Consider the following 13,001-nt stretch of genomic DNA (forward strand, 5'->3'; position numbering starts at 1 on the left):
GGCCGAAGCCCTGTTTTTTAGACATATAACAAAGTGGTGTACTGATTAGAACTGGTAAACGATACCTACACCCGCCTGGTCGTCGGTAGACAGGCCAGTTGCTTCGGTGTAGTTGTTGTCGTCCAGCAGGTTGAAGCGGTATGCAGCGTACACGTTCATGTTCTTGTTGAAGTAGTACCAGGTACCCACTTCTACGTATTTCACCAGGTCAGCATCGCCGCCGGAGAAACCGTTACGAGCGGTCAGATCTTTACCTTTGGACTGAACGTAACCCACGGATGGACGCAGACCGAAGTCGAACTGGTACTGAACCACAGCTTCAACGTTCTGAGTCTTGTTCGCGAACTCGTCGTCGTTTTCACGGGTCATGTTCTGAGATTCGCCGTACATGACCGCTGCGTACAGGTTGTTTGCGTCATATTTCAGGGAGGTTGCCCAGCCTTCAGCACGTTCGCCTTTACCGTCTCGGCTCTGCGCAGCAGTACGATCGGAGTTAGAGTAGGCCGCGGTTACGTTGAAGCCTTCAGCGAAGTCATAACCCAGAGAGTAGCTACCGCCGTCGCCGTTCTGACGCTCGGTATTGTGGTTAGAAGTGTTTGTGCCCTGGTACTGCAGACCTACTGCCAGGCCGTCAACCAGACCGAAGAAGTCAGAGTTACGGTAGGTAGCCAGACCGGTGCTACGTCCGGTCATGAAGTTGTCGGTTGCCGCCAGGGAGTCGCCGCCCCAGATGACGAACATATCGGTAGAAGCCAGCGCATCGTAGAACACGCCGTAGTTACGACCGTAGTCGAATGAACCGTAATCACCAGCTTTCAGGCCTGCGAATGCCAGACGGGTCTTGGTACCCTGAGCGCCTTCCTGGGAAGAAGCGTCCATGTTGTATTCCCACTGACCGTAACCGGCCAGCTGGTCATTAATCTGAGTTTCACCTTTAAAGCCGATACGCGCATAGGTGGTGTCAGCGTTAGAAGTATCACCGTTGGTGGTCCAGATGTGCTCACCTACAGCTTTACCGTAGAAGTCCAGCTTGTTAGCGTTTTTGTTATAGATTTCTGCTGCGTTAGCTGCACCGGCTGCCAGCAGGGCAGGGATAACCACTGCCAGGATATTGCGCTTCATCATTATTTATTACCCTCATTGGTTTTTTTATGACACTCGCCACTGCCGTCAATAAATTCTGTCAATAAATATTTCCGGAACTATTGATGAGAGTTTGGTGTCTTTATGTGTCTGACAGGCATCTTTCCATTCAAATAGCGGTTTCGCTAGCCTGAAAGTGCTACAAACATAAAGAATCGGTTACAATAAGAAAATATGTGTAACTAAATGTGAATTTTAAGGAACTTTGTGAAGCACCTCAAAGTTCAGAGTTGAATGGCTAAATTTAAAGCTTCACATATTCTATCTATATGAATTGCTTATCTTAATTTTAGATAACGACTTTTTTATGATCCGAAGCATTAGCGAACAATTTTTCTTATTTCTGAAAATGGACGTCTGGATAGCTGGGAGTTTGTGCGAAAAATGTGCTAATGCTTAAGAAAGAGATTAGGCGCAATAAGAATAGGGTTTATTTTTTGTTCAAAGATGTTTCTTGGAAATAAAGCGTAACACTGAAGAGTATTTTGCGGGGTTGCGCTTTAAAGATGCTGACTTTCAACTGACACAAGTTGACAAGGCAGGATAAAATAATGGCCAGCATAGCTGGCCATTGAGTAATACGGGATTAGAACGTTGCGCTGCGCGGGGTACGCGGGAAAGGAATGACATCACGCACGTTCTGAACACCGGTGACATAGGCAATCAGACGCTCAAAGCCGAGCCCGAAACCGGAGTGCGGCACGGTGCCATAGCGACGTAAATCGCGATACCACCAGTAGTCCTCTTTGTTGAGGCCCATTTCAGCCATACGCGCATCCAGCACATCCAGACGCTCTTCACGCTGAGAACCCCCGATGATTTCACCGATGCCCGGCGCCAGCACGTCCATCGCGGCAACGGTTTTGCCATCTTCGTTAAGGCGCATATAGAACGCCTTAATGTCTTTCGGATAGTTTTTAACAACCACTGGCGCCTTGAAGTGTTTCTCGGCCAGGTAACGTTCATGCTCGGAAGCCAGATCAACGCCCCAGTAAACCGGGTTCTCGAACTTCTCACCGCATTTCTCAAGGATCGCGACGGCATCGGTGTAATCCACCTGCGCAAAGTCAGCAGAGACGAAACGCTCCAGACGGGCAATCGCATCGCTGTCGACGCGCTCGGCAAAGAATTTCATGTCGTCTGCGCGCTCGGTAAGCACGGCCTTGAAGACGTACTTCAGCATCGCTTCTGCCAGGCCCGCAACATCATTGAGATCGGCGAAGGCCACTTCTGGCTCCAGCATCCAGAATTCTGCCAGGTGGCGGCTGGTGTTGGAGTTTTCAGCACGGAAGGTCGGGCCGAAGGTGTAGATTTTAGACAGCGCACAGGCGTAGGTTTCGCCGTTCAGCTGGCCAGACACGGTCAGGAAGGCCTCTTTACCAAAGAAATCTTTGTCGTAGTCCACTTTGCCTTCTGGTGTGCGCGGCAGGTTTTCCATATCCAGCGTGGAGACGCGGAACATCTCGCCTGCGCCTTCGGTATCAGAAGCGGTGATAAGCGGCGTGGAGACCCAGAAGAAACCCTGCTCGTCGAAGAAGCGGTGCAGCGCCTGTGCAAGCGTATGACGGACACGGGCCACGGCACCAATCATGTTGGTACGCGGGCGCAGGTGAGCCACTTCGCGCAGATACTCGATGCTGTGGCGTTTTGCCGCCATCGGGTAGGTATCTGGATCTTCAACCCAGCCGGTCACTTCAATGGAGGTGGCCTGCAGTTCGTAGCTCTGACCCTGGCCCTGAGAGGCCACGATTTTACCGGTGACGACAACGGAGCAACCCGTGGTCAGACGCAGCACTTCCTGATTGTAATTGGGCAGAGAATTATTAATTACGGCCTGTACAGGATCAAAGCAGGAACCGTCATAGACGGCGAGGAATGAGAAGCCAGCTTTTGAATCTCGGCGGGTACGCACCCATCCGCGCACGGTGACTTCGCTGTCAACGGCTACGCGGCCCTGGAGTACGTCGGCTACAGGCACAACGCTCATAATAGTCTCTCTATGTTGTCCAAAAATAAAATCTGTATCCCCCTCAACAGGGGGATATCTATGTTACCTGGCATCCGCCATCAGACAAGCAGATTTCGCAATCATAAGAGAAGAAATAGGAAATAAATAAGAGAAGGGAGCGCGGCAGGCTCCCTGAAGAGATTAGCTGGCGATTTTTACCTGAGGCAGGTCGAAGGCTTTGCGCAGCGCCCGCACGAAGGCTTTGTCATGACAGATGGTTTTGCCCGGGCTGTCGGAGAGCTTCGCTACCGGCTTGCCGTTACATTCCACCAGTTTAATCACGATATTCAGCGGTTTTACCTGCGGAATATCGCAGGTCAGACGGGTGCCGATCCCAAAGGCCAGATTTACGCGCGAGGAGAAGTGCCGGTACAAGCCTACCGCTTTTGGCAGGTCGAGATTATCGGAGAAGACCAGCACTTTGCTCATCGGGTCGATGCCCAGCTTTTGATAATGGGCAATCGCTTTCTCACCCCACTCCAGCGGATCCCCGGAGTCATGGCGCAGCCCCTGATAGGCGGTGGCGAACTCAGGCCCGAAATCGCGCAGGAAGGCGTCCATGGTAATACAGTCGGTTAAGGCAATACCGAGCTGGTTCGGGTACTCATCAAGCCAGGCCGCCAGCGCCGCACGCTGGCTGGTCGCCAGCTCCGGACTGATCTGCTGATGCGCCTGGAACCACTCGTGCGCCTGGGTGCCCATTGGGGTCAGGTTCAGACGGCGGGCCAGATCGTAATTGCTGGTGCCGACAAACCACGGCTCCTGCTGCAGCCGCTCGACGATGGCCTGCTGCACCTCGCGGGAGAAACGGCGGCGGGTGCCAAAATCCATCAGACGGAAACGCGACATATCCAGCGAGTCGGTCAGTTGGGCAAAATCCACCAGCTTCTGTTCCAGCGTCGTCAGCGCCAGCTCAACGCTCGCCTCCGGGGAACGGAAGCGGTGCACCAGCTCGCTGATCACCGCCAGCAGCGGCACTTCCCACATGATCACTTCCCGCCACGGGCCTTCAAGGCGGATGTGCAGCTTGCCGTTATCATTGCTGATTTTTACCTGGGACGGGTCATAGCGGAAATGGCGCAGCCACTGAAGGTAATCTTCTTTAAAGAAGGGCAGGCTGGAAAGCCACTGGAATTCATCATCCTGCAGACGAAGATGCTGCATTGCGTCGACTTGCTCACGGATGGCGTCAGCATAGATCCCCAGCAAATCGTCACCACGGCAGCGGAATTCAGCCGCGACCTGTACGTCGTGGTATTGGTGGAAAACGGCTTGCTGCATATGCAGTTTGTACGCGTCGGTATCCAGCAGCGTATGCAGAACAGGAGAAGCGAATTGAGTCATAGGTGCGCAGTAGCATCCTCTCACGGGAGCGTTTAGTACAATAAACGACTAATGAAACCGCTGGAGTATACCTTGTTTAGCGATTTATTGAACCCCGATCACACCATAAGCCTGGACCAGGGTCGAGAGCATTTCGTGCCGCGTGTTATAAAAATGTAGCAAATAGAGTGTTTGTGACTGAAAAGATGAACATTCTGCATAGCGCGATTTAGACAACAGGAATAGACTGGTTCGTTATTCGACAAACGATGCAAAAGGTTTTCTATGACACAACAGCCTCAAGCCAAATACCGCCACGACTACCGTGCGCCGGATTACCTGATTAGCGATATCGATCTGACTTTTGACCTGGATGCCACAAAAACCGTTGTGACGGCGGTAAGCCAGGTGACGCGCCACAACGCCACGGCGGTGCCGCTGCGTCTTGATGGCGAGGACCTGACCTTAGTGTCGGTGCAGGTGAACGACACCCCATGGACCGACTATAAAGAAGAAAATAACCAGCTGGTGCTGGATAACCTGCCGGAACGTTTTACATTACGCATCGTTAACGAGATTAGCCCGGCGTCTAACACCGCACTGGAGGGGTTATACCAGTCGGGCGTGGCGCTCTGCACCCAGTGTGAAGCCGAAGGTTTCCGTCACATCACCTGGTATCTCGACCGCCCGGATGTACTGGCCCGCTTTACCACCAAAATCATCGCCGATAAAGCCACCTATCCGTTCCTGCTCTCCAACGGTAACCGCGTAGGCGAGGGCGAGCTGGAAAATGGCCGTCACTGGGTACAGTGGCAGGATCCGTTCCCGAAACCGTGCTACCTGTTTGCGCTGGTGGCGGGTGATTTTGACGTTCTGCGCGACACCTTCACCACCCGTTCAGGCCGTGAAGTGGCGCTGGAGCTGTTTGTCGATCGCGGCAACCTCGACCGCGCCCCGTGGGCCATGACCTCGCTTATCAACTCCATGAAGTGGGATGAAGAGCGTTTCGGTCTCGAGTATGACCTCGACATCTATATGATCGTCGCCGTCGACTTCTTCAATATGGGCGCGATGGAGAACAAGGGCCTCAACGTCTTTAACTCCAAATATGTGCTGGCGCGTACCGATACCGCCACCGATAAAGACTACCTCGATATCGAGCGCGTCATTGGCCACGAGTATTTCCATAACTGGACCGGCAACCGCGTCACCTGCCGCGACTGGTTCCAGCTGAGCCTGAAAGAGGGCTTAACCGTCTTCCGCGATCAGGAGTTCAGCTCCGACCTCGGCTCGCGGGCGGTGAACCGCATCAATAACGTGCGCACCATGCGCGGCCTGCAGTTTGCCGAAGACGCCAGCCCGATGGCGCACCCGATCCGTCCGGACAAAGTGATCGAGATGAACAACTTCTACACCCTGACGGTGTATGAAAAGGGTTCTGAAATCATTCGCATGATCCATACCCTGCTGGGCGAAGAGAACTTCCAGAAAGGGATGCAGCTCTATTTCGAACGTCATGACGGCAGCGCCGCCACCTGCGACGATTTCGTGCAGGCGATGGAAGATGCCTCTAACATCGATCTCTCCCATTTCCGTCGCTGGTACAGCCAGGCCGGTACGCCGGTTGTCACCGTTAAAGACGACTACAACCCGGAAACCGAGCAGTACACCCTGACCATCAGCCAGCGCACGCCGCCAACGGCTGAACAGGAAGAGAAGCACCCGCTACATATTCCGTTCGCCATTGAGCTGTACGATAACGAAGGTAAGGTGATCCCGCTGCAAAAAGGCGGCCATCCGGTGCATAACGTGTTGAACGTGACCCAGGCCGAGCAGACTTTCATCTTTGATAACGTCTACTTCCAGCCGGTACCTGCGCTGCTGTGCGAATTCTCCGCGCCGGTTAAGCTGGAGTACAAGTGGAGCGATCAGCAGCTGACCTTCCTGATGCGTCATGCGCGCAACGACTTCTCCCGCTGGGATGCAGCGCAGAGCCTGCTGGCGACCTATATCAAGCTGAACGTCAATCGTCATCAGCAGGGGCAGCCGCTGTCGGTACCGGCACATGTTGCCGACGCCTTCCGCGCAATTCTGTTAGATGAGAAGATCGATCCGGCGCTGGCGGCTGAAATCCTTACCCTGCCGTCGGTAAATGAAATCGCCGAGCTGTTTGAGATTATCGATCCGATCGCCATCGCGACGGTGCGTGAGGCCCTGACCCGTACTCTGGCAACCGAGCTGGCGGATGAGTTCCTGGCGATCTACAACCACCATAAACTGGACGCCTATCGGGTTGAGCATGCCGATATTGGCAAGCGCTCACTGCGTAACACCTGTCTGCGCTATCTGGCGTTTGGGGAGACGGCGCTCGCCGACGAACTGGTCAGCAAGCAGTATCACACGGCCGACAACATGACCGATGCGCTGGCTGCGCTGGCTGCCAGCGTTGCCGCAGAGCTGCCGTGCCGTGATGCCCTGATGCAGGAGTATGACGACAAATGGCACCAGGATGGTCTGGTGATGGATAAGTGGTTCATCCTGCAATCCACCAGCCCGGCGGCGGATGTGGTGAACAAGGTGCGCAGCCTGCTCAATCACCGTTCGTTCACTCTCAGCAACCCGAACCGCGTCCGCTCCCTGATTGGCGCCTTTGCCAGCAGCAACCCGGCCGCCTTCCATGCGGAAGATGGCAGCGGCTACCAGTTTATGGTGGAGATGCTGACCGAGCTCAACAGCCGCAACCCGCAGGTGGCGTCGCGTCTGATTGAGCCGCTGATCCGTCTGAAACGCTACGATGAGAAGCGTCAGGCGAAGATGCGTGCCGCGCTGGAGCAGTTGAAAGGGCTGGAGAACCTCTCCGGCGATCTGTACGAGAAGATCAGTAAGGCGCTGGCCTGACAGAAAGCCGGGTAAGGCGAAGCCGCCACCCGGCAATGCTGTGCGGCCTGATGCCCGGTGGCGCTACGCTTACCGGGCCTACGTTTACCGTCCCTCTCCCTGTGGGAGAGGGCATCAGGCATTAGCCGTAATCAACTGCCGCTCCGTTACCCCACGCTTCATCACCCGATCCAGGACCTCCGCTTCCAGCTCCGCCAGCCGCGCCGAACCCACCCGGCGAGGGCGAGGAAGATCTACCGTCAGATCCAGTCCAATCTTGCCCTCCTCAATCAGCAGTACCCGGTCCGCCATGGCAACGGCTTCACTCACATCGTGGGTCACCAGCAGTACCGTAAAGCCGTGCTCCTGCCATAACGAGACAATCAGATCCTGCATCTCAATCCGCGTCAGGGCGTCCAGCGCCCCCAGCGGCTCATCCAGCAGCAACAGCCCCGGGCGATGAATCAGCGCTCTTGCCAACGCCACGCGCTGCTTTTGCCCACCGGAGAGGGCGGCAGGCCACTCCCCGGCGCGATTGTCCAGCCCGACGGCGGCCAGCGCCTGTAATGCCTGCGCTTTCCAGTCGCCTTTCAGCCCCAGGCCCACGTTATCAATGACCGATTTCCACGGCAGCAGTCGCGCATCCTGGAACATCATCCGGGTATCGTCCTGGATCTCCGCCAGGGGGGTGTTCCCGGCCAACAGTTCACCGCCGTTCGGGGCTTCCAGCCCGGCCAGGAGGCGCAGCAGGGTGCTTTTACCGCCGCCGCTGCGGCCTACCACCGCCACGAATTGCCCGGCGGGAATATGCAGCTCCAGTTCGTTCAGAATGGTGTTTTCGCCGTAGCGTTTGGTCACGCCGTTAAGCAACAGCGGCGTCCCCTGGTTTAAGCGAGCCGTATTCATGCGTGTGCCTCCTTTATCGCGTAGGCCGGATTCCAGCGCAGCCAGCGGCGTTCCAGCCACTGGGCGCTGACATCCGCCAGTTTACCGAGCAGGGCGTAGAGAACGATGGCCACCACGACCACGTCGGTCTGCAGGAATTCGCGGGCGTTCATCGCCAGGTAGCCGATACCCGAGTTGGCGGAGATGGTTTCCGCCACAATTAACGTCAGCCACATCAGACCGAGGGCGAAGCGCACGCCGACCATAATGGAGGGGAGGGCGCCCGGCAGGATAACGTGGATAAACAGGGCGAAGCCGGACAAACCGTAGCTGCGCGCCATCTCCACCAGCCCGCGATCGATATTACGAATGCCGTGCCAGGTGTTGATGTAGACCGGGAAGAGCGTGCCAAGGGCGACGAGGAAAATCTTTGCCGTCTCATCGATACCAAACCAGAGGATTACCAGCGGGATCAGCGCCAGATGTGGCACGTTGCGCAGCATCTGGATCGAGGTGTCCAGTAGACGCTCACCCCAGCGGGAGAGACCGCTGATCAGCCCCAGCGTCAGGCCAATCGACCCGCCGATGGAAAAACCAATCACTGCGCGCCAGGCGCTGATCGCCAGATGCTGCCACAGCTCACCGCTGGCGCTCAGCGACCAGAAGGCCTCCACAACCCCCTCCGGCGACGGCAGGATGCGGCTGGAGAGCCAGCCCACGGAAGAGGCTAACTGCCAGATAAGCACAATGCCTGCGGGAAGCAGCCAGGGGGCAATGCGCAGCAGCCATTTTCGGGAAGGGTTAGCCATGCGTTCTCCTTAGCTCTGGGCGACTTTACGCGGAATAAATTCGTTGGCGACCGCTTCACCCTGCTGCAACAGCTGCTGCGGCTGCGGGATCTCCGGAATGGCGACATCCAGATGCGGGAACAGCAGTTCGCCCACCTTGTACGCCTCCTCCAGATGCGGATAACCGGAGAGAATAAAGCTGTCGATACCGAGGTCAGCGTACTCATTAATGCGCGCCGCCACGGTCGGACCATCCCCCACTAAGGCGGTACCCGCACCGCCGCGCACCAGGCCGACGCCCGCCCACAGGTTCGGGCTGATCTCCAGATTTTCTCTTTTACCGTTGTGCAGGGAGGCCATTCGGTGTTGCCCCACGGAATCGGTGCGGGCAAACGCGGCCTGCGCTTTGGCAATGGTGTCTTCATCCAGATGCGAAATCAGGCGATCGGCGGCCTGCCACGCCTCTTCAGTGGTTTCGCGCACAATCACATGCAGACGAATGCCGAAGCGGACTTTACGACCCCGCGCCGCGGCTTTGGCGCGCACCTGTTCGATTTTCTCTTTTACCAGCGCCGGCGGTTCGCCCCAGGTGAGGTAGAGATCCACCTGTTCGGCGGCCAGATCCTGGGCAACGTCGGATGAACCGCCAAAATAGAGCGGCGGACGCGGCTGCTGGATCGGTGGGAAGTAGAGTTTCGCGTCACGCACATGGATATGCTTGCCCTCGAAGGTCACGTTCTCGCCCTCCAGCAGGCGACGCCAGACGTGGGTGAACTCCGCGGAGGCTTCGTAACGCTCGGTGTGATCGAGGAAGACGCCGTCTCCCGCCAGCTCCTGCGGATCGCTGCCGGTCACCAGGTTAAAGAGGGCGCGGCCATTCGACAGACGGTCGAGGGTCGCGGCCTGGCGTGCGGCCACCGTCGGGGAGGTCACGCTGGGACGCAGGGCCACCAGAAACTTCAGGCGTTGGGTCACCGGGATCATCGACGCCGCCACCAGCCACGCATCCTCGCAGGAACGACCTGTCGGGATCAGCACCCCGGTAAAACCAATCCGGTCGGCGGCCTGGGCGATCTGCTGAAGATAAGCATGATCCACCGGGCGTGCGCCCTCGTCGGTGCCCAGATAATGACCGTCGCCGTGGGTAGGTAAAAACCAGAACATATTCAGACTCATGATTTATCTCCTTTCGAGGCAGTGGGCTGCCAGATGCGGTCGCGAATAACGATTTTTTTCGGTACCAGATGGTTGTCGTAAAACAGGTCGGCGGTTTGCTGCTGTAACACGGCGATTTTCGCATCCACCGGTTTGATGACGGTTGGCGGGCGATGGTCAAGGTAGGTAGCAATGACCGGCTCCGGCAGACCCATGCTTTTTGCCAGCAGGGCGATACTGGCCTGACGCTGGCTCTGGGTGAGGGCGTCCGCTTCGCTAAAGGTATCCAGCACGCCCTGAATAAAGGCACCGTTCTTCTCGGCATAGGGGCGTGCGGCAAGGTAGAAAGAGCCGGTCTGTTTCAGGGTTTCGCCATCTTTCAGTACTCTCACACCCCCCTGCAGCAGCACCGCAGAGTAGTAAGGGTCCCAGATAGCCCAGGCATCGACATTCTGTTGCTGGAAAGCGGCGCGGGCATCCGACGGGGAGAGATAGACCGGCTGAATATCCTTAAAGGTCAGGCCCGCCTGCTGGAGCGCGCGCAGTAAAAGGTTGTGCGAACTGGAACCTTTCTGGAAAGCCACTTTGTGGCCTTTCAAATCCGCTACGGTTTTAATCGGGCTATTTTCAGGCACCAGGATCACTTCGGCTTTCGGTTTGGGCGGCTCAACGCCGACGTAAACCAGGTCCGCGCCGGCGGCCTGGGCGAAGATTGGCGGGATATCCCCGGTACTGCCAAGATCGATACTGCCCACGTTCAGCGCCTCCAGCATCTGCGGGCCGGCCGGGAACTCAACCCAGGAGAATTTGGTTTCCGGGTAGCGTTTTTCCAGCAGCTGATGACTTTTTGCCAGCACCATACTGACGCTGCCTTTCTGATAGCCAATACGCAGATTGTCGGGCGCGGGCTCTGCGCCATGCGCCAGTGCGGAGAGAGCCACCAGACCTGCCAGACTCAGGCGAGCGAGGGATTTAAACATGGGCGACTCCTTTCTGAAGACCAAAGGCCGGAACCTGAACGTCGCGGCGATGCAGCGCCTGCCAGAAGGTCTCCAGCGCGCTGTCGAGGCGGGTTTGCAGGTTCGGGGTAAAGTGCGGCTTGTGCTGGTAGTCGATGACCTGAGAATCATCGGCAAACACGCCGTGCAGGATCTCCTGGGCTTTCAGGGCGTTGAGCACCGGTTTCAGGGCGTAATCCACCGCCAGCAGATGGGCCACGGTGCCGCCCGTCGCCAGCGGCAGGACGACTTTGCCCTCTAACGCGCGCTCCGGCAGCAGATCGAGCAGGGTTTTCAGGGCGCCGGAGAACGAGGCTTTATAGATCGGCGTGGCGACGATCAGCCCATCGGCCTCTTTTAACTGTTCATTCAGCGCCTTCAGCGCAGGGCTGTCGAAGCGGGCATAGAGCAGATCTTCCGGGGCAAAATTTTGCAGATTCCAGTGGAATACCTCCACATCCAGAGAGGTAAGCTGCTCCCGGGCGTACTCCAGCAGTGCGCTGGAGCGGGAAGGGAATCGCGGACTGCCGGCCAACGTAATGACGCGCATAGATGCTCCTTATAACCAATTATTTGCTTTTATCTAACATTGATAACATTTGTTGGCAGTGTGGCACCGCTGGCTTATTCCGCTAAATGATTTATCCGCAAGATAAATGCCGAAAATTGAATAAAGGAGGAGTGAAAAGTAAACGATTGCGCGGCATGGGGCTTTTTTTGCCTTAGGTCAATTCCCTTTCCCGCTGCGATCGCAGATAATACGCCCCCGGTTTGCACACCGGGAATCCAGGAGAGTTCATGTACTACCCCTTCGTTCGTAAAGCCCTTTTCCAGCTCGATCCTGAGCGCGCTCATGAATTAACGTTCCAGCAGTTACGCCGTATTACGGGAACCCCGCTCGAAGCGCTGGTGCGCCAGAAAGTGTTGGATAAGCCGGTCACCTGTATGGGGTTAACCTTTAAAAACCCACTGGGTCTGGCGGCAGGGCTGGATAAAAATGGCGAGTGCATTGATGCACTGGGTGCGATGGGCTTCGGCTCCATCGAAATTGGTACCGTCACACCACGTCCGCAGCCGGGCAACGACAAGCCACGCCTGTTCCGCCTGGTAGAAGCCGAAGGGCTGATTAACCGCATGGGGTTTAATAATCTCGGTGTCGATCACCTCGTTGAAAATGTGAAAAAGGCCCATTTCGACGGCGTATTAGGCATTAATATCGGTAAAAATAAAGACACGCCGGTCGAGCAGGGCAAAGATGACTACCTGATATGCATGGAGAAAGTCTACGCTTACGCTGGATATATTGCGGTGAATATCTCCTCGCCTAACACGCCAGGTCTGCGTACCCTGCAATACGGCGAAGCGCTGGATGACTTATTAACCGCCATCAAAAATAAGCAAAATGAACTCCAGGCGACGCACCATAAATATGTGCCGGTCGCCGTTAAAATTGCGCCGGATCTGACTGAAGAAGAGCTGATTCAGGTGGCCGACAGTTTAGTTCGTCATAATATTGATGGTGTTATCGCTACCAATACCACGCTCGACCGCGCTTTAGTTCAGGGGATGAAGCACTGCGATGAAATGGGCGGCTTGAGCGGACGCCCGGTGCAGTTAAAAAGCACCGAAATAATTCGTCGTCTATCGCAGGAATTAAATGGCCGCTTACCGATTATTGGGGTTGGCGGGATTGATTCAGTCATCGCCGCCCGTGAAAAAATGGCTGCTGGCGCTTCGCTTGTTCAGATATATTCCGGCTTTATTTTTAAAGGTCCGCCGCTGATTAAAGAAATCGTTAATCACCTCTAACCTTTTAGCATGACT

At 56.1% G+C, this 13,001-nt stretch carries 10 protein-coding genes; 2 read left to right on the forward strand and 8 right to left on the reverse strand.

Going from position 1 to position 13,001, the window contains the following annotated elements; all coding sequences use genetic code 11:
* Positions 1-45 precede the first annotated feature (45 nt).
* From C3406_RS03405 to pncB, 3 genes are all read right to left on the reverse strand, one after another.
* Entirely contained in the window at positions 46-1,125 is a 1,080-nt protein-coding gene (locus C3406_RS03405) for a porin (protein ID WP_103823363.1), read from the reverse strand.
* Between the two features lie 604 nt (positions 1,126-1,729).
* Positions 1,730-3,130 carry an asparagine--tRNA ligase gene (asnS, locus tag C3406_RS03415; RefSeq protein ID WP_103178939.1) on the reverse strand — a complete coding sequence of 467 codons (1,401 nt, stop codon included), beginning with the start codon at positions 3,128-3,130 and terminating at the stop codon, positions 1,730-1,732.
* Positions 3,131-3,292: 162 nt separating this feature from the next.
* Positions 3,293-4,495 (reverse strand): nicotinate phosphoribosyltransferase, encoded by a 1,203-nt coding sequence (pncB, locus tag C3406_RS03420; protein ID WP_103823362.1) that lies wholly within the window; start codon positions 4,493-4,495, stop codon positions 3,293-3,295.
* Positions 4,496-4,759: 264 nt separating this feature from the next.
* Here pncB and pepN point away from each other — a divergent pair, with 264 nt between their 5' ends.
* Entirely contained in the window at positions 4,760-7,372 is a 2,613-nt protein-coding gene (pepN, locus tag C3406_RS03425; RefSeq protein ID WP_103823361.1) for an aminopeptidase N, read from the forward strand.
* Between the two features lie 114 nt (positions 7,373-7,486).
* Here the strand turns inward: pepN and ssuB are convergent, their stop codons facing one another.
* From ssuB to ssuE, 5 genes are read right to left on the reverse strand one after another with little or no spacing between them, the layout of a single operon-like run.
* Entirely contained in the window at positions 7,487-8,257 is a 771-nt protein-coding gene (gene ssuB / locus C3406_RS03430; protein WP_103823360.1) for an aliphatic sulfonates ABC transporter ATP-binding protein, read from the reverse strand.
* The gene (gene ssuC / locus C3406_RS03435; protein ID WP_103823359.1) at positions 8,254-9,045 is read right to left on the reverse strand and encodes an aliphatic sulfonate ABC transporter permease SsuC; all 792 of its coding nucleotides are present in this window, start codon (positions 9,043-9,045) and stop codon (positions 8,254-8,256) included. Before ssuC ends, ssuB begins: the two co-directional genes overlap by 4 nt.
* Before the next feature lie 9 nt (positions 9,046-9,054).
* The gene (ssuD, locus tag C3406_RS03440; RefSeq protein ID WP_103823358.1) at positions 9,055-10,200 is read right to left on the reverse strand and encodes an FMNH2-dependent alkanesulfonate monooxygenase; all 1,146 of its coding nucleotides are present in this window, start codon (positions 10,198-10,200) and stop codon (positions 9,055-9,057) included.
* Complete coding sequence (locus C3406_RS03445) at positions 10,197-11,159, reverse strand: sulfonate ABC transporter substrate-binding protein (protein WP_103823357.1); 963 nt, start codon at positions 11,157-11,159, stop codon at positions 10,197-10,199. Before C3406_RS03445 ends, ssuD begins: the two co-directional genes overlap by 4 nt.
* Entirely contained in the window at positions 11,152-11,727 is a 576-nt protein-coding gene (ssuE, locus tag C3406_RS03450; protein ID WP_103178946.1) for an NADPH-dependent FMN reductase, read from the reverse strand. The genes C3406_RS03445 and ssuE overlap by 8 nt, the downstream gene beginning before the upstream one ends.
* Before the next feature lie 248 nt (positions 11,728-11,975).
* Between ssuE and pyrD the strand changes: the two genes are divergently transcribed.
* Positions 11,976-12,986, forward strand: coding sequence for a quinone-dependent dihydroorotate dehydrogenase (gene pyrD, locus C3406_RS03455; RefSeq protein WP_103823356.1), 1,011 nt, complete (start codon positions 11,976-11,978; stop codon positions 12,984-12,986).
* Positions 12,987-13,001 lie beyond the last annotated feature (15 nt).

Origin of the sequence: Leclercia sp. LSNIH8 (assembly GCF_002920195.1) — a bacterium.
GTDB lineage: Bacteria > Pseudomonadota > Gammaproteobacteria > Enterobacterales > Enterobacteriaceae > Enterobacter.